At 59.8% G+C, this 17,294-nt stretch carries 15 protein-coding genes; 6 read left to right on the top strand and 9 right to left on the bottom strand.

Going from position 1 to position 17,294, the window contains the following annotated elements; genetic code table 11:
* The first annotated feature begins 53 nt into the window (after positions 1-53).
* The 3 genes from PspS35_RS21825 to cobA are packed head-to-tail and all read left to right on the top strand — an operon-like array spanning position 54 to position 3,705.
* Positions 54-1,265, top strand: a complete 1,212-nt coding sequence (locus tag PspS35_RS21825) for a nitrate/nitrite transporter (protein WP_159936754.1) — start codon at positions 54-56, stop codon at positions 1,263-1,265.
* Complete coding sequence (locus PspS35_RS21830; protein WP_159936755.1) at positions 1,265-2,935, top strand: bifunctional protein-serine/threonine kinase/phosphatase; 1,671 nt, start codon at positions 1,265-1,267, stop codon at positions 2,933-2,935. The genes PspS35_RS21825 and PspS35_RS21830 overlap by 1 nt, the downstream gene beginning before the upstream one ends.
* A 26-nt stretch (positions 2,936-2,961) precedes the next feature.
* Complete coding sequence (gene cobA, locus PspS35_RS21835) at positions 2,962-3,705, top strand: uroporphyrinogen-III C-methyltransferase (protein WP_159936756.1); 744 nt, start codon at positions 2,962-2,964, stop codon at positions 3,703-3,705.
* A 56-nt stretch (positions 3,706-3,761) separates the two neighbouring features.
* On the opposite strand, the gene PspS35_RS21840 is transcribed toward cobA, so the two are convergent.
* The 8 genes from PspS35_RS21840 to ppsA form a co-directional block, all read right to left on the bottom strand.
* Entirely contained in the window at positions 3,762-4,742 is a 981-nt protein-coding gene (locus tag PspS35_RS21840) for an OmpA family protein (protein WP_124526652.1), read from the bottom strand.
* A gap of 107 nt (positions 4,743-4,849) precedes the next feature.
* Positions 4,850-5,440 (bottom strand): RNA polymerase sigma factor SigX, encoded by a 591-nt coding sequence (gene sigX, locus PspS35_RS21845; RefSeq protein ID WP_003175518.1) that lies wholly within the window; start codon positions 5,438-5,440, stop codon positions 4,850-4,852.
* A gap of 87 nt (positions 5,441-5,527) precedes the next feature.
* Positions 5,528-6,352 (bottom strand): mechanosensitive ion channel domain-containing protein, encoded by an 825-nt coding sequence (locus PspS35_RS21850; protein WP_003175519.1) that lies wholly within the window; start codon positions 6,350-6,352, stop codon positions 5,528-5,530.
* A 2-nt stretch (positions 6,353-6,354) separates the two neighbouring features.
* Complete coding sequence (locus PspS35_RS21855; RefSeq protein WP_010208493.1) at positions 6,355-6,600, bottom strand: hypothetical protein; 246 nt, start codon at positions 6,598-6,600, stop codon at positions 6,355-6,357.
* Positions 6,601-6,686: 86 nt separating this feature from the next.
* Entirely contained in the window at positions 6,687-7,682 is a 996-nt protein-coding gene (locus tag PspS35_RS21860; protein ID WP_159936757.1) for a zinc transporter ZntB, read from the bottom strand.
* 24 nt (positions 7,683-7,706) lie between these two features.
* Positions 7,707-8,198, bottom strand: a complete 492-nt coding sequence (rraA, locus tag PspS35_RS21865; protein ID WP_017527456.1) for a ribonuclease E activity regulator RraA — start codon at positions 8,196-8,198, stop codon at positions 7,707-7,709.
* A 187-nt stretch (positions 8,199-8,385) separates the two neighbouring features.
* A complete protein-coding gene (locus tag PspS35_RS21870) occupies positions 8,386-9,375 on the bottom strand; it encodes an alpha/beta fold hydrolase (RefSeq protein WP_159936758.1) in 990 nt (329 codons plus the stop codon).
* 106 nt (positions 9,376-9,481) lie between these two features.
* Positions 9,482-11,857, bottom strand: a complete 2,376-nt coding sequence (gene ppsA, locus PspS35_RS21875) for a phosphoenolpyruvate synthase (protein WP_159936759.1) — start codon at positions 11,855-11,857, stop codon at positions 9,482-9,484.
* 177 nt (positions 11,858-12,034) lie between these two features.
* Between ppsA and PspS35_RS21880 the strand changes: the two genes are divergently transcribed.
* Positions 12,035-12,853, top strand: a complete 819-nt coding sequence (locus PspS35_RS21880) for a pyruvate, water dikinase regulatory protein (protein ID WP_003193298.1) — start codon at positions 12,035-12,037, stop codon at positions 12,851-12,853.
* Positions 12,854-12,929: 76 nt separating this feature from the next.
* Here the strand turns inward: PspS35_RS21880 and PspS35_RS21885 are convergent, their stop codons facing one another.
* Positions 12,930-14,354 carry a PLP-dependent aminotransferase family protein gene (locus PspS35_RS21885; protein WP_159936760.1) on the bottom strand — a complete coding sequence of 475 codons (1,425 nt, stop codon included), beginning with the start codon at positions 14,352-14,354 and terminating at the stop codon, positions 12,930-12,932.
* A 160-nt stretch (positions 14,355-14,514) separates the two neighbouring features.
* Here PspS35_RS21885 and PspS35_RS21890 point away from each other — a divergent pair, with 160 nt between their 5' ends.
* Entirely contained in the window at positions 14,515-15,408 is an 894-nt protein-coding gene (locus tag PspS35_RS21890; protein ID WP_161799284.1) for an EamA family transporter, read from the top strand.
* A gap of 23 nt (positions 15,409-15,431) precedes the next feature.
* On the top strand, positions 15,432-17,294 hold the full coding sequence (gene moeB, locus PspS35_RS21895; protein WP_159936762.1) for a molybdopterin-synthase adenylyltransferase MoeB: 1,863 nt from the start codon (positions 15,432-15,434) through the stop codon (positions 17,292-17,294).

The raw sequence follows: 17,294 nt of genomic DNA on the forward strand, positions 1-17,294 counted from the left end.
GGCGGCTCCATCACCAGGCCTTCTTACAAGACTCCCAACCGTTGAGGTGCGTGATGAAATCAAGCTTCTGGAAATCCGGGCACACCCCGACCCTGTTTGCCGCGTTCCTGTATTTCGACCTGAGCTTCATGGTCTGGTATTTGTTGGGGCCGCTGGCGGTGCAGATTGCCGCCGACTTGCAGCTCACCACCCAGCAGCGCGGTCTGATGGTGGCAACGCCGATCCTGGCGGGGGCGATATTGCGCTTTCTGATGGGCATGCTGGCGGACAAGCTGTCACCCAAGACGGCCGGGCTGATTGGCCAGGTGATCGTGATCGTCGCGTTGTTCGGCGCGTGGAAACTGGGGGTCCACAGCTACGAGCAAGCGTTGTTGCTGGGGCTGTTCCTTGGCATGGCCGGGGCGTCCTTTGCAGTGGCGCTTCCGCTGGCGTCCCAGTGGTACCCGGCGGAGCACCAGGGCAAGGCCATGGGCATCGCTGGCGCAGGCAACTCCGGCACTGTATTCGCCGCCTTGCTGGCGCCGGTACTGGCGGCGGCGTTTGGCTGGAGCAACGTGTTCGGCTTTGCGCTGATTCCGCTGATCCTGACCCTGATCGTGTTCGCCTGGCTCGCGCAAAATGCGCCCGAGCGCCCTAAAGCCAAATCCATGACAGACTACTTCAAGGCCCTGGGCGACCGTGACAGCTGGTGGTTCATGTTTTTCTACAGCGTGACCTTCGGCGGTTTTATCGGCCTGGCCAGCGCCCTGCCCGGCTACTTCAACGACCAGTACGGCCTGAGCCCCGTGACCGCTGGCTACTACACCGCCGCCTGCGTGTTCGGTGGCAGCCTGATGCGCCCACTGGGCGGCGCACTGGCCGATCGCTTTGGCGGGATCCGCACCTTGCTCGGCATGTACAGCGTGGCGGCAATCTGCATTGCGGCAGTGGGCTTCAACCTGCCAAGTTCCTATGCGGCGCTGGCACTGTTCGTGTGCACCATGCTGGGCCTGGGCGCAGGCAACGGCGCGGTATTCCAGTTGGTGCCACAGCGTTTCCGGCGTGAGATCGGTGTGATGACCGGCCTGATCGGTATGGCCGGCGGCATCGGCGGCTTCGCCCTGGCGGCCGGCATGGGTGCCATCAAGCAAAGCACCGGCAGCTATCAGTTGGCCTTGTGGTTGTTCGCCAGCCTGGGCGTGTTGGCGTGGTTCGGCCTGCACGGCGTCAAGCGTCGCTGGAGAACCACTTGGGGCTCGGCCGCCGTGACTGCTGCGCGCGTCTGATGAGCCTGCAACTGAGCGTCGCCCACGCCAGCGCCATCGGCCCACGGGAGGAAAACCAGGATGCGCTGCGGGTGGTCACGCCCGTGGCGGAACTGGCGGCGAGCAAAGGCTACCTGTGCGCCATGGCCGACGGCGTGAGCCAGTGTGCCGACGGCGGCCTGGCCGCACGTTCGACCTTGCAGGCCCTGGCACTGGATTATTACGCCACACCGCAAACCTGGGGCGTGGCCCAGGCCCTGGAGCGCCTGCTGCTGGCGCAGAATCGCTGGCTGCAGGCCAACGGTGGTGGCCAGCCGCTGCTGACCACCCTCAGCGCCCTGGTGTTTCGCGGCCAGCGCTTCACCCTGGCTCACGTTGGCGATTGCCGGGCGTATCGCTGGCTGGACGGCGAGTTGCAACGCATCAGCGAAGACCATGTGTGGGAGCAGCCGGGCATGCAACATGTGCTCAAACGGGCGCTGGGCCTGGATCAACACTTGGTGCTGGATTTTCTCGACGGCCAGTTGCGCGAGGGCGAGTGCTTCCTGCTGCTCAGCGATGGCGTTTGGGCGACCCTGGGCGATCACAGCATCCGGGCGATCCTGCGCGAGCAGACCGACCTGGACCTGGCCGTAAACACCTTGGTCAACGCCGCACACCTGGCGGGTAGCCAGGACAATGCCAGTGCCTTGCTGGTGCGCGTCGACACCCTTGGCGCAGTCACCCTCGGGGACGCCTTGGTGCAACTGCAGCAATGGCCCCTGCCACCGCTGCTGAAAGCCGGGCAACACTTTGAGGGCTGGCACGTGAACGCCGTCCTGGCGCAAAGCCGACAGTCGTTGCTGTACCGGGTACACGATGCCCAAGAACAACCCTGGCTGCTCAAGACCCTGCCTCTGAGCCGTGACGATGACAGCGACGCCGGACAAGCATTGCTGTCGGAAGAGTGGTTCCTGCGACGGATGGCCGGGCGCGCATTTCCTGAAGTGCATGCCGCCAACGGGCGCCAGCATTTGTATTACGTCATGCGCGAATACCCAGGGAAAACCTTGGCCGAGCTATTCCATCAGCAGGGCCCCTTGCCCTTGGCCCAATGGCAGTCCTTGGCCGAGCGCTTGCTAAGGGCCGTGGGCATGTTGCATCGACGGCAGATCCTGCACCGCGATATCAAGCCCGAAAACCTGCTGCTGGGCGACGACGGTGAACTGCGCGTGCTGGATTTCGGCCTGGCCTACTGCCCCGGCCTCTCGCAGGACCGTGCGCATGCACTGCCCGGAACGCCAAGCTTTATCGCACCAGAGGCCTTCAATGGCGACCGTCCTACGGCCCAGCAGGATTTATACAGCGTCGGCGTCACCCTCTATTACCTGTTGACCGGGCATTACCCCTACGGGGAAATCGAAGCCTTCCAACGCCCCAGGTTCACCCAGCCGGTCAGCGCCAGCCGCTATCGCCCCGATCTGCCGGATTGGCTGCCACTGAGCCTGGAACGGGCGATCACCGCTCAACCGGAACACCGTTACGAAACCGCCGAAGAATGGTTGCTGGCGCTCGAGCACGGGGATCGACGAGAGCTGAGCGTTCAGCCCAGGCCTCTGTTGGAGCGCGAACCGTTGAAAGTCTGGCGGACCCTGGCGCTGCTGTCGCTACTGATCAATCTGGTGTTGCTGTATTCACTCTTTCATAGCTGAAGTCATCTCTACACGAGGGAAAACCCATGAATGCAAAAGTCTGGCTGGTGGGCGCAGGCCCCGGCGACCCTGAGCTGTTGACCCTCAAGGCCGTACGGGCAATGAACGAGGCCGATGTGGTGTTGATCGATGACTTGGTCAACCCAGCCGTGCTGGAGCACTGCGCCAAGGCTCGCGTGATTACGGTGGGCAAGCGCGGCGGCTGCCGTTCCACCCCCCAGGACTTTATCCACCGACTGATGTTGCGCTACTCACGCCAAGGCAAATGCGTGGTGCGGCTCAAGGGCGGCGATCCGTGCATTTTCGGGCGCGGGGGCGAAGAGGCCCTGTGGCTGCGCGAACGCGGTGTCGAGGTGGGGCTGGTCAATGGGATTACCGCAGGGCTGGCGGGCGCGACGAATTGTGCGATTCCACTGACGTTGCGTGGTGTCAGCCGCGGTGTGACCCTGGTCACCGCGCATACCCAGGACGACAGCAGCCTTAATTGGCGGGCGCTGGCGGAAGGTGGCACGACGCTGGTGGTGTACATGGGCGTGGCCAAACTGGAAGAGATCCGCCAGCAGTTGCTCGAAGGCGGGATGCCAGAGGATATGCCGGTGGCGATGATCGAAAATGCTTCGCTGCCCCAACAGCGCGAATGCCGCAGCGAATTGTCGCGCATGCATGAGGACGCGCAGGCATTTGCGTTGAAGAGCCCGGCGATCCTGGTGATCGGCCGTGTGGCCGCTGCCGAGCAAGCGGCGTATGTCGCTACCGCCGTCAGCGCCTGAGACAAATTTGAGGCGAAAAAAAGCCCGGCCTGAGCCGGGCTTTTTCTACTCAGTAATTACTGAGCTTGAGCTTCAACCGACGCTTCTACGCGACGGTTAACAGCACGACCAGCTTCAGTTGCGTTGTCAGCAACTGGGCGGGATTCGCCGTAACCAACAGCAGTTACACGGCTAGGAGCAACGCCGTCTTTAACCAGGACTTGCTTAACAGCGTCAGCACGACGCTGGGACAGCTTCTGGTTGTAAGCGTCTGGACCTACGGAGTCAGTGTGACCAGCAACTTCTACGTTGGTAGCTGGGTACTGAGCCATGAAGTCGGCCAGGTTTTTCACGTCGCCGTAGCTGTTAGGCTTAACAACGGATTTGTCGAAGTCGAACTTAACGTCCAGCTCAACACGAACAACCTGAGCAACTGGAGCTTCTGGCTCTGGAGTTGGCTCTGGAGCTGGTGCTGGGGTAGGAGCTGGAGCAGCTGCGCCAGCGTTACCGCCGAAGTTCACGCCCAGGCCGACCAGTGCGGAGTAGTCCCACTTGCCGTTGTCCAGACCGTAGTCAGCTTCAACACCGGCACGAGCGTACAGGTTGTTGGTGAAGTAGTACTTCACGCCAGTACCAACGGTAGCGAAGGTAGTCTGATCGCGACCGCTGTGGCCGTCAGCTTTAACGTTGCCACGGCTCTGGTGGCCGAAACCGCCTTCTACGTATGGACGCAGGCTGTCAACGCCAGCTTGACCGAAGTGATACTGAGCAACCAGGCTGCCGGTATCGCCTTTGATCTTCTGGTTACCAGTACCGTCGTTCGAACGGGTGTGGTTGGTTTTGTCGTAGGACAGGTTCAAGGACAGGTCGTCGGTCAGGAAGTAACCGATGCGAGCGCCAGGATTGAAGCCGTCTTCGATGTGCTTGACGCTATCGTTGTACTGCTTCTTGTAGAACAGCTCGCCTTCAACTGCGCCTTGGCCTTGTGCCAGAACGCCGAAAGAAGTAGCGGCAATAAGAGAACCAATGGCCAAGCCCAAGGTGTTTTTCAGTTTCATCCGTTAAATCCCCATCTGGTGATTGTAAAGCAGTCCCACAAACCGGGGGACAACTCGGCGACAAGTCTAACAGAACTTGCCTACACGTAAGAGATATTTGCCACGCACTAAGTTTCAGTCTCGCCCGCAAATTTCTCACGTAATTTATCTAGAGCACGTTTGTAACGCATTTTTGTAGCACTCAAACCCATGTGCATGATGTCAGCGATTTCCTGGAATTCCAGCTCTGCGACAAATCGCAGCACCAGGATCTCCCGGTCAATCGGGTTCACATACACCAACCAGCGATCAAGCCCGCCCTTCTCCTCGGGTGCCGGCGCCTTTTCTTCAGACGCCTCCTCAAGGGGGTCAAGGCTCAACGCGTCCATCAAGCGACGCTTTCGCCGTTCCTTGCGATACTGCGTGATGCACTCGTTGTACGTGATGCTGTAGAGCCATGTCTTGAACTTCGATTTGCCCTCGAAGTTCTTCAGGCCGTACAGCACCTTGAGCATCACTTCCTGACAGACATCGTCCGCATCTCTATCGTTCCCTAAATACCTTGAACAAACGTTGAACAGAGTGCGTTGATATCTGCGCATCAATTCTTCGTACGCGCGAGTTACGTGAAACAGCTCCGTGTGCGCGCGCGCGACCAACTCCTCATCAGAGAGCTCACGGGGGTCGTAGCGCGTGGACAGCGTTTGGGCTTTATTCAAAACAAGTCGTGCCGACAGTCAGGTCAATGTCCGCTACAACCCGGTCAGCCGGGTTTGCGGCGGCGTACATTAGCAGGGTTTGCCGGGTTAGCGGCTACTGACCTGCTGCTCCAGGAGAATCCGATTGGACAACGACACCAGGTCGCCGTCATCGGTCAGTACCGTCGTCTTGACGGTGCCGATCTCCTCGATTTGCCCTTCGACCTCGCCTACACGCACCTGTTGCCCAACCTGATACAACTCACGCACATAGATTCCCGCAAGAATCTGGCCGGCAATTTCCCGGCTTCCCAAGCCCATGGCCAGCGCAACGGCCAGACCAACGGTAATCAAAACGATCACAATCACATGGTTGAGCAGGTCAGTCTTGACCTCCAACTGGCTGATCGCGACCGAAATACTGATGATGATCACGAGCCCCTGGGCAATTCGCCCCAGGCCAGCGGCATAGTCCAGCCCCACGCCTTCGGCAGCGCCGCGCACCAGCCCATTGGCCAGTTGCGCCAGCAGAACACCTACCAGCAGTACCAGCGCACCGCCGAAAACCTTTGGTAAGTACAGCGCCAGCATGTCGAGCGTAGCTGAAACTCGCTCAAGTCCAAGGGATTGAGCCGCAGAAACCAGAAAAATCAGCAAAACGAACCAATAGACGATCTTGCCGATCAACGTGGAGATCGGCACTTGCAGCCCGGCGCGGCCCAGCAGTTTGGTCAAGCCGGTGCCTGCCATCAGGCGGTCGAGGCCGAGTTTTGCGAGTAATTTCGACAACAACGTGTCAAGCAGCTTGGCGACAACAAAGCCCAGCAATACCAGGACCAGGGCACCAAACAGGTTGGGAATGAAATTCGCCACCTTGGTCCACAATGCGGTCATCGCGGTGACCAGGCTCTGGGTCCAGAGATCAAGTTCCATATTCAATCAGCCTTATCAGCAGTGCGAGCAAGAGATTTACGACGAGAAACCGGCGATACGTGGGCCGAACCATTGTTCAGGGCCATCATCAACGCTGGCACCCAGCGACCGAGCAGACCGAACAGGTCACCTGCGCCCACCTGGCGGTTAGCGGTTTTCAACACGCGGCCCAGGCAGGCATCGTCGTCGCGGTTGGACGGCGAGGCATTGAGCATGTCACGCAAAGACTGTTCGAACGGATCGTGCATAAAGACCTCTCGCAAGTGTTTTAAAAGACGAGGGTAAAATTCCTTGGGTCACATAGGACCCTTCCTACGTTCAGCTGGTATTCAGCTCAAACCCAGCGCAATCGTCGAAATAGCCACCATTGTCCGAGCGCCACCGACACCATCAACAGGCATGCAACCATGAACCCGTAGGGGCTCTCGGAGAACGGTATGCCGCCCACATTTATACCCAGCAAACCGGTCAAAAAGCTCATCGGCAAGAAGATCCCGGTAATGATGCCGAAACGGTACATGGTGCGGTTCATGCGCACGCTCAAGCGTCGGTCTTCTGCCTCAAGCACAAGGCCCACGCGCTCGCGGGTCAATTCGAGTTCTTCCAGGTACCGGGTCAGGCTGTTGTTCAATTCATTCCAATAATCGGCATCGTCGTCGCAGAACCACGGTAATTTGATGCGCGTGAGCTGGGCAAAAATATCCCGCTGCGGCGCCAGGAATCGCTTGAGTCCGGCCGCTCGCCGGCGGATCTGCAGGAGGCTGCCGTGCTCCGGGGTATACCGTTCGTCGGTATCAAGTTTTTCTTCCTCGGCATCGACCACTTCCGACAAGTCAGTGACCAGATCCTGCACTTTATTGGTCAGGTACTGCGCCATATAAAGGATGAGTTCAGAAGCGGTTTTCGGCCCTTTGCCGTCCGCCAGTTGCACCAGCAGTTCATCGGTGGCACGCAGCGGGCGCAGGCGCAAGGAAATGACGCGGCTGGCAGCGGCGAAAATCCGCACCGAGACCATGTCTTCAGGCTCGGCACCTGGGTTGAGGTTAACCCCGCGCAAGAACAGCAGCAGCTCGGCGTCCGGCAACGGCAACAGGCGCGGACGGGTGTTCTCCTCCAGCAGCAGGTCACAGGCGAATTCGCTCAAACCACTGGATTTGCGCAGCCAGGTCTGCGTTTGCGGATGACTGCGATCCCAGTGCAGCCACAGGCTTTCCTGGGGCTGCAGTTGCAGGTCATCGAGGTCAGTCCGGGCAATCGAACGCGCACCGCCTTTACCATCCAGCACCAGGGCATGTACCAGCCCCCATTGCGCGTTTTCTTCCTCGAACATCCTCACCCCGTCGATTATTGCGGTTTATTCAGGCATTTTCAGCGGACTTGGCGACACGATCACGCCATTATTGTCTGCGTAGATGTACTCACCCGGGCGGAACGTCACGCCCGCAAACGTGACCACCACGTTCAGGTCGCCAATGCCGCGTTTGTCAGTTTTCATGGGGTGGCTGGCCAGGGCCTGCACGCCCAGATCGGTCTGGGCGATGACATCGACATCACGGATGCAACCGTAGATCACCAGCCCTTCCCAACCGTTTTTCGCGGCTTTTTCGGCAATCATGTCGCCCAGCAACGCGCGGCGCAGGGAACCGCCTCCGTCGACCACCAGCACCTTGCCGGCGCCCGGTTGGTCGGCTTGTTCCTTGACCAACGAGTTATCTTCGAAGCACTTGATGGTGACAATCTCGCCGCCGAAGGAGTCTCGGCCGCCGAAGTTGCTGAACATCGGCTCGACTACCTGCACCAACTCGGGGTAGGCGTCGCACAGGTCGGGGGTCACGTAATGGTTCATCGAAAAATTCCTTTCTGCCAAAGAAGTGTCTTTCAAGGAAGTACCGGTCGAAGCGGACGGGGAACATCCCATTCGCTTGGCCGCAACGCAAGCGCCACTGCGCGACTGAATATGACCAGAAGCGTTCAGCGCGTCATATCTTAGCCGCAACCTTGCACGAGCGAAACGCCCATGGCAGAACGCTGCGTCAAACCATCGCCAACGCCTCGGCCGGCGCGCCGAACAATGGTGTTAACGGGTCTTTCAACCACTGCGCCACCAATGGCCACACTTCGGCCTGGGCGGCTTTGCTCACGAGCATTTCAACATGCCCGAAATCCTCGGTAAAACCCTGCTGGCGACCCAGGCACAGGTACTGGCGATGCTCAGAACCGACTTGCTCGAACAACTTGCGACACGCCCAGTCGGGGTCCTGGTGATCACCGGCAGCGCTGACGGCCAATAGCGGCACATCGACGTTTGCCAGGCCTTTCCACCAGTCGTGCTTACCCTCGCCAAAGCGGCCAAACAGGCCATTCCAACGCATGGCTTCGATCAATACACCTGCGGGCTCATCCTCTGGGCCACGCTTGAAGCGTGAGCCGGACAATTCCCCGAAGCGTTTGAGCAGCAATCGACCAGTCCACTCCACCGGAGGCAGTTTCAACGGCCAGTGCGTACGGCTGACCTGGCAACCAAACAAGGCCACTGAAGCCACTGCAGGCGCACCAAGGTGCTGGCCACCCAGAGCCGCCACCAAGGCTGTGCCGCCTAAGGAGTGGCCGATCCAGTGGGGGATTTGCGCGCTTTGCTCGCGCACAAACGCACCGATGGCCGGCAAATCATAGCGTGCGTAGTCGGCGACCCGATTTTTGGCGTAGTCATGATTGCGCTTGGACAAACCATGGCCGCGCATTTCCGGGATCCACACATCAAACCCCTGGCGTGCCAGGTAGGCACCCAGGCCGATGCCTTTGGGCGAATACCAAAAACGCCGGTTGGAAAAACTGCCGTGCAACAAAATAACCGGGATGCCCCGGTTTTCCTGGACATCGGCCAGGCCCAAGCGGGTAACTGCCAGCTCGACGGTGCCGTCGGGGCTGTTACCGGGCTTGAGGCGATACACGTCTTCACTCAGGTCGCCACGACGTTCAGCGCTGATCAGGGCGACGGGAAACAGGTTGCTGCTGCTTTGCATAATGCTCTTGCACAAAAAAGGGCGGCGTCCGCAAGGATTCCCGCCCTGTACAGATAAGAATGCCGGTCACCCACAACGGGTGACCGGCACTTTTGACGTAACGAGCTTAGGCGGACGCTTGGCCTTCCGCCAGGAAGAACCAGGTTTCCAGCACCGAGTCGGGGTTCAGCGAGACGCTCTCGATACCCTGTTCCATCAGCCATTTGGCCAGGTCCGGGTGGTCGGAAGGGCCTTGGCCGCAGATGCCGATGTACTTGCCGGCCTTGTTACAGGCCTGGATGGCGTTGGCCAGCAGCTTTTTGACGGCCGGGTTACGCTCATCGAACAAGTGGGCGATGATCCCCGAATCGCGGTCCAGGCCCAGGGTCAACTGGGTCAGGTCGTTGGAACCGATGGAGAAACCGTCGAAGAATTCCAGGAACTCCTCGGCCAGAATGGCGTTGGACGGCAGTTCGCACATCATGATCACGCGCAAGCCGTTTTCGCCACGGGACAGGCCGTTTTCGGCCAGCAGGTCCACCACTTGGCTCGCTTCGCCCAAGGTGCGTACGAACGGCACCATGATCTCGACGTTGGTCAGGCCCATCTCGTTGCGCACACGTTTCAGCGCACGGCATTCGAGCTCGAAGCAATCACGGAACGCTTCGCTGATGTAACGCGAGGCGCCACGGAAACCCAGCATCGGGTTTTCTTCTTCCGGCTCGTACAGCTTGCCGCCGATCAGGTTGGCGTATTCGTTGGACTTGAAGTCCGACAGGCGCACGATCACCTTTTTCGGGTAGAACGCCGCAGCCAGGGTGCTGATGCCTTCCACCAGCTTCTCGACGTAGAAGCCCACCGGGTCGTTGTAGCCGGCGATGCGCTTGTCGACGCTTTCCTTGATGTCCAGCGGCAGGCCGTCGTAGTTCAACAGGGCCTTGGGGTGCACGCCGATCATGCGGTTGATGATGAACTCCAGGCGGGCCAGGCCCACACCGGCGTTCGGCAACTGCGCGAAGTCGAAGGCACGGTCCGGGTTGCCGACGTTCATCATGATCTTGAACGGCAGGTCGGGCATGGCGTCGATGGAGTTTTGCTTGATGTCGAAGCCCAGTTCACCTTCGAAGATGAAACCGGTGTCGCCCTCGGCGCAGGACACGGTCACGCCCTGGCCATCCTTGAGCAGTTGGGTGGCGTTACCGCAACCGACAACCGCAGGAATCCCCAATTCACGGGCAATGATCGCCGCGTGGCAGGTACGCCCGCCACGGTTGGTGACAATGGCGCTGGCGCGCTTCATCACCGGTTCCCAGTCCGGGTCGGTCATATCGGAGACCAGCACGTCGCCTGGCTGGACCTTGTCCATCTCGGACACGTCCTTGATGATCCGCACCTTGCCGGCGCCGATGCGTTGGCCGATGGCACGGCCTTCCACCAGCACGGTGCCGGTTTCTTTCAACAGGTAACGTTCCATGACGTTGGCCGAAGTGCGGCTCTTCACGGTTTCCGGACGGGCCTGCACGATGTACAGCTTGCCGTCGTCACCGTCCTTGGCCCACTCGATGTCCATCGGGCACTTGTAGTGCTTTTCGATGATCATCGCTTGTTTGGCCAGCTCGCTGACCTCCGCGTCGGTCAGGCAGAAACGCGCACGCTCGGCCTTGTCCACATCAACGGTTTTCACCGAACGACCGGCCTTGGCCTCGTCGCCGTAGATCATCTTGATGGCCTTGCTGCCCAGGTTGCGGCGCAGGATGGCCGGGCGGCCGGCTTCAAGGGTGTGCTTGTGGACGTAGAACTCGTCCGGGTTGACCGCGCCTTGTACGACGGTTTCGCCCAGGCCGTAGGCGCCGGTGATAAACACCACGTCACGGAAACCCGACTCGGTATCGAGGGTGAACATCACGCCGGCGGTGCCGGTTTCCGAACGCACCATGCGCTGCACACCGGCAGACAAAGCCACCAGCTTGTGGTCGAAACCCTGGTGTACACGGTAGGAAATGGCGCGGTCGTTAAAGAGGGAGGCAAACACTTCCTTGGCCGCGCGGATCACGTTTTCCACGCCGCGAATGTTAAGGAAGGTCTCTTGTTGACCAGCAAAGGAGGCATCCGGCAAGTCTTCGGCGGTGGCCGAGGAACGCACGGCAACGGCCATGTCCGGGTTGCCGGCCGAGAGTGCGGCGAAGGCGGTGCGGATCTCTTCGTTGAGCTTCTCGGGGAATTCGGCGTCCATGATCCACTGGCGGATCTGGCTGCCGGTCTTGGCCAGGGCGTTGACGTCATCGACGTCCAGGGCGTCCAGCGCGGCATGGATCTGAGCATTGAGGCCGCTCAGTTCGAGGAAATCACGGTAAGCCTGGGCCGTGGTGGCGAAACCACCGGGCACCGACACACCAGCGCCTGCAAGATTACTGATCATCTCGCCGAGGGATGCGTTCTTGCCCCCCACATGCTCTACATCATGGACGCCGAGCTTATCGAGGGAAACTACGTACTCTACCAAGGTGATCTCTCCACTAACTGTGTTGGAAAAGCTCAGGACGCCGGCTGCTCGTAGGAGCGATTACCCGCGTTTGTGGCCTGGACCTGGAAAATAAGTGAGAATGCGGCCCACTGCGGGACGGCAAAATCGCGCCTATCATATCCAAGATTCGTCATCAGCTTAAGGCCCAGGGCTCAAATGAAACGATCTGCTTTCTTTATCTCCGACGGCACCGGCATCACAGCCGAAACATTGGGTCAAAGCCTGCTCGCGCAGTTCGAAAACATTACCTTCGCCAAATTCACGCGGCCCTATATCGACAGCGTGGATAAAGCGCGGGCCATGGTACAACAAATCAATCTGGCGGCTGAGAAAGACGGCTTTCGGCCGATCATTTTCGACACCATCGTCAATCAAGACATTCGTGAGATTCTCGCAACGTCGAATGGTTTCATGATCGATATCTTCTCGACCTTCCTGGCGCCGCTGGAGCAAGAGTTGAGTGAACATTCGTCATACTCCGTCGGAAAGTCCCATTCCATTGGGCACAACTCCAACTATATGGAGCGTATCGAGGCGGTGAACTTTGCCCTCGACAACGACGACGGCGCCCGCACGCACTACTACGACAAGGCCGACCTGATCCTGGTGGGCGTGTCGCGCTGCGGCAAAACGCCCACCTGTCTGTACATGGCCATGCAATTCGGCATCCGCGCGGCCAACTACCCGCTGACCGAAGACGACATGGAGCATTTGACGCTGCCGGCCGCCTTGCGCGCTCACTCCCACAAGCTGTTCGGCCTGACCATCGACCCGGACCGCCTCACCGCCATCCGCAATGAACGCAAGCCCAACAGCCGATACTCCAGCTATGCCCAGTGCGAGTTCGAAGTGCGCGAAGTAGAAAATCTGTTCCGTCGCGAGAATATTGCGCACATCAATTCCACGCATTTTTCGGTGGAAGAGATTTCGGCGAAGATTCTGGTGGAGAAAGGTGTGGAGCGCAGGTTCAAGTGAAGCAGTCGGAAGCCTCAAGCTATAAGCCGCAAGGAAAAGCCACTCGGCTCTTGTCTTGCAGCTTGTGGCTTGACGCTTACAGCTGAAACCGGCCCCCGCCCTGCCCCAGCGCCGTCGCCAACGCATCAAACCCCTCGCGCAACAGCTGATCATCCCCCGACGTATTGCAGATGCTCGCCCGAATAAACTGCGGCACCGCCGTCTGGCCCACGGCAAACGCCTCGGCGGTGGCGATCAGGTAGTTGTTCTGCTTGAGTTCCGCCTCGATTTCCGACGCACGCCACGGCTCCGGCACTTCGATCCAGAAGTGCGGGCTGTTGAGGTGAGTGCGGTATTGCAGGCCTTCCAGCAGGTCGCGTACCAGGGCTTTACGCCGGCTGATCTCGTTGATCTGCTGGCGCAGCAGGTACTCTGCCGTGCCGTTTTCGATCCATTGGGTGGCCAGTTCCAGGGTCACTGGCGTGGCCATCCAGCAAGTTGAGCGCAGGGCCGCTGATATCCGGCTGACCAGCGCCGGCGGCGCGTGCACATACCCCACCCGCAATCCAGCGGACACCGCTTTGCTGAGGCTGCTGATCAAAATCGTACGCTCGGGGGCGAAATGGCTGAGGGGTGGCGGACGGTCCTCTACCAATACGCCGTGAGCTTCATCCTCAAGGATCAACAGGTTGTGTTCGCGGCACACCTTGACCAGTGCTTCGCGGCGCGCCACCGACAACACCGCGGTGGTGGGATTCTGGATCGTCGGCGTGCAGTACAACGCCGAAACCCGGTGATTACGACAGACTTCATCCAGCGCATTCGGCAACACGCCTTCTTCATCCATCTCCAAGCCGATCAGGCGGATGCCGAGCATCCGGGCTGCCGTGATCAGCCCAGGGTAAGTCAGCTGCTCGGTCACCACCGTATCGCCGGCCCGTAGCAGGGCCATCATCGCGCACAGCAAGCCGTGCTGGCCGCCATTGACGCAAATGACCTGCTCGGGGATCGGATGAAAATCGCGCTGCACCAGCCATTGCGCGCCGGCCTCGCGGTAACGCGGCAGGCCGGCATCCGGGGTGTAGGCACTAATGTCCTGGAGGAACTTGGCGTTGGTCGACAGGGTTTGGAAGCTCTGGGCCAGGAAGGCGGTCTCCTGCCCGGGAATATGCATGTTGCGGCTCATGTCGAAGTATTGGCGCGGTTCCTCGCTGACGTTGCGAAAGCCTTCATCGCGCTGGCGCTCCATCCCACGCTTGCGCACGAATGTTCCGTCACCGACGCGCGCCACCACCAACCCGAGGCGCTCCAGTTCGCCGTAGGCGCGACTGATGGTGCCGATGGTCACACCCAAGTTGTCGGAAAGCACCCGATGGGGCGGCAGTTTTCGTCCCGGTTCAATCAAGCCTTCGAGGATGCCCCGTTCCATGACATCGGACAGGCGCTTGTACTTCACGCCCTGACCGTTGGACAAGCCCTCACGCATAATTGACACCATGTCAATATTTGTTTTGACAGCCATCTTTCGCCCTAATAGTGTGCTTTTACGGGTTCAATCGCCGAATTTTATAACTCATTACAAGTTCAATATAGAGTTCAATTCCGGCTCAGGGAAGCAATAAACGATGCCAATGTCCGCCGTTATCGAAAACACCGCCAAAACCAAAACCCAAAAACAGTGGCTGGCCGGGCTGGTCACCAGTGTGATGTTCCTGATCGTGTGCCTGAGTTGGGGCACCACCTGGCTGGGCATCAAGATTGCCGTGGAAAGCGTGCCACCCCTCACCTCTGCGGGCCTGCGCTTCCTGATCGCCTTCCCATTGTTCCTGTGTTTTGCCCTGGTGCGCCGCGAACCGATCCTTTTCCCCCGCGAAAGCCGCTGGTTCTTCGTGTTCGTGACCCTGTCGTACTTCAGCGTTCCCTACTACCTGCTCAACTACGGCGAGATGCATGTCTCGTCCGGCCTCACCGCGCTGCTGTTCAGTTGCATGCCGGTGTTTATCCTGATTTTCTCGGCGCTGTTCCTGCGTGAGCGCATCTACTTTTCCCAGGTGGTCGGCATTGGTATCGGTTTCGGCAGCCTGTACATGATCATCAAGAGCCAGGGCCTGCACCTGGACCACGCCGAGTTCTTCGGGGTACTGGCGATTCTGACCGCCGCGATCATGCACGCGTTGTGCTACGTCATTACCAAGCAAAAAGGCAGCGCCATCAGCGTGATCACCTACAACACCCTGCCCATCGGCATTGCCGGGCTGATGCTGTTCGTTGCCGGGCTGTGGTTTGAAACGCCGACATTTGAAGACATCACCCTGCGCTCCTGGAGCGCCCTGTTCTATCTGGGGCTCGTGGCTTCGGTGGGCGGGTTCATCGTGTACTTCATGCTGCTCAAGCGCTTGAGCCCGATCATCTTGTCGTTCGTGTTCATCATCTTTCCGGTGTTCGCGGTGATCATCGGCGCCTGGTACGAAGGCCTGGCGATTTCCCGCGACCTGATGCTGTACTCGGCCATCTTGCTGGCTGGTTTCGCAATTACCAAGTTGCCTGTTGAAAAACTCCTGGCCAAGAAAAATTGACCCTCCATCAACGCGAGAGAAACATGGACGTCCTCCGCCCAAAAGCCCTGGAACAAATCTACGCCCACGCCAGCCGCAGCTACCCCGAGGAGTGCTGTGGCTACGTCTTCGCCGACGGCAGCGTGTACCTGGGCAGCAATATCCAGAATGAACTGCACCGCAAGAACCCTGGGATGTACCCGCGCAGCGCGGCCAACGGCTACACCTTCTCAGTGGCCGACACCCTGCTGCTGAACAAGGCTTTTCGCAGCGATAACCCGGTGGTGGTGATCTACCACTCCCACCCGGACGTCGGCGCCTACTTCAGCGACGAAGACCAGGACAAGGCACTGTTCCTGGGCGAACCGATCCACCCCGTCAGCTACCTGGTGGTCGACGTTCGCCAAGGCCAGGCCCTGGGTTCCAAGCTGTTTGCCTGGGATGGCAAGCATTTCGCCCTTCAACCCTTCAACGACCTGCACACGGAGTTGTCCATGAACGCTGTCTCTTTCCCCGATATCCTGGTTCGCGTGGCCAAGCTGCCGGAATCGACCCTTGAGAGCACCGGATCGACATTGCGCGAAGTCATTGAAAACCTCTGCAACAACCACCCGCAATTGCGTCCGCATCTGTTTCACGAGAAGAACAACCAGCTCAAGGAACACTTCCTGTTTACCGCCGAGGAGGAACTGATCGAGGCCGACGAACTATTGCCGGAAAAAGCCCGGATCGAAGTGTTGCTCGCCACCTCGGGCGGCATTGACGTCGACACCCTGAGCAACGAAGAAGTACAGCGCTATGTGCGCCACATCACCTTGCCCGGCGTGGGCCGCGAAGGGCAATTGAACCTCAAGAAAGCCAAAGTGCTGATCATCGGCACCGGTGGCCTGGGCTCGCCCATCAGCCTGTACCTGGCGGCAGCCGGTGTCGGCACCCTGGGCCTGGTGGATTTCGACGTGGTGGAAAGCAGCAACCTGCAACGCCAGATCGTCCACGGCAACAGCACCTTGGGCATGCCCAAGGTCGAATCCGCCAAACAACGGCTGCAAGACCTCAACCGCCATATCCAGATCAACGCCCACGACACCGCCCTGAATACCGATAACGCCCTGGAACTGGTGGGCGCCTATGACCTGGTGATCGACGGCACCGACAATTTCGACACCCGCTACCTGGTCAACGATGCCTGCGTACAGCTTGGAAAGCCGTTGGTGTATGGCGCGATCTACCGCTTCGACGGGCAGATCAGCGTGCTCAACTACAAGGGCGGGCCGTGCTATCGCTGCCTGTTCCCCAGCGCACCGCCCGCAGAGCTGGCGCCCAATTGCAGTGCCGGTGGCGTGATCGGCGTGTTGCCCGGCGTAGTCGGGATGATCCAGGCCACCGAGGCGATCAAGCTGCTGATCGGCATTGGCGAGCCTTTGTCCGGGCGCCTGATGCGCTTCGACGCGTTGGCGATGAAGTTCAGCGAGATCCGCTTCAAGCGGCGCGCCGACTGCCCGTGCTGCTCGGAACTACGCCACAGCGAAAACGTCGCGCCAGCCGTGTGTGCCGACGCCATGCCCAGCACACCGTCACTGGCCGAAGAGCGCTACATCAAGCCACGAGTGCTCAAGCAATTGCTCGACCACCCGCGCAGCGCCGACGTGCTGCTGGACGTGCGCGACGCCAGCGAACTGGAGGTGTGCAAGTTACCGGGCGTGGTGCACATCCCCCTGGCCGAGCTGGATGGCCAACTTGACCGCCTCAGCCGCGACAACACCCATTACCTGATCTGCTATGCCGGCACCCGCGCCGAGCAAGCGGCCAGTACGCTGCTGGCGGCCGGCTTTGCCAACACCAAGGTACTGCAAGGCGGCATGAAACACTGGGTTCGCGACGTCGAACCCGACATGCCGTTGTACTGA

Origin of the sequence: Pseudomonas sp. S35 (assembly GCF_009866765.1) — a bacterium.
Taxonomy (GTDB): domain Bacteria; phylum Pseudomonadota; class Gammaproteobacteria; order Pseudomonadales; family Pseudomonadaceae; genus Aquipseudomonas.

Coding starts and splice junctions, on each gene's coding strand:
- PspS35_RS21825 (WP_159936754.1), top strand. CDS start 54: ATGAAATCAAGCTTCTGGAAATCCGGGCACACCCCGACCCTGTTTGCC.
- PspS35_RS21830 (WP_159936755.1), top strand. CDS start 1,265: ATGAGCCTGCAACTGAGCGTCGCCCACGCCAGCGCCATCGGCCCACGG.
- cobA (WP_159936756.1), top strand. CDS start 2,962: ATGAATGCAAAAGTCTGGCTGGTGGGCGCAGGCCCCGGCGACCCTGAG.
- PspS35_RS21840 (WP_124526652.1), bottom strand. CDS start 4,742: ATGAAACTGAAAAACACCTTGGGCTTGGCCATTGGTTCTCTTATTGCC.
- PspS35_RS21850 (WP_003175519.1), bottom strand. CDS start 6,352: ATGGAACTTGATCTCTGGACCCAGAGCCTGGTCACCGCGATGACCGCA.
- PspS35_RS21855 (WP_010208493.1), bottom strand. CDS start 6,600: ATGCACGATCCGTTCGAACAGTCTTTGCGTGACATGCTCAATGCCTCG.
- PspS35_RS21860 (WP_159936757.1), bottom strand. CDS start 7,682: ATGTTCGAGGAAGAAAACGCGCAATGGGGGCTGGTACATGCCCTGGTG.
- rraA (WP_017527456.1), bottom strand. CDS start 8,198: ATGAACCATTACGTGACCCCCGACCTGTGCGACGCCTACCCCGAGTTG.
- PspS35_RS21870 (WP_159936758.1), bottom strand. CDS start 9,375: ATGCAAAGCAGCAGCAACCTGTTTCCCGTCGCCCTGATCAGCGCTGAA.
- PspS35_RS21880 (WP_003193298.1), top strand. CDS start 12,035: ATGAAACGATCTGCTTTCTTTATCTCCGACGGCACCGGCATCACAGCC.
- PspS35_RS21885 (WP_159936760.1), bottom strand. CDS start 14,354: ATGGCTGTCAAAACAAATATTGACATGGTGTCAATTATGCGTGAGGGC.
- moeB (WP_159936762.1), top strand. CDS start 15,432: ATGGACGTCCTCCGCCCAAAAGCCCTGGAACAAATCTACGCCCACGCC.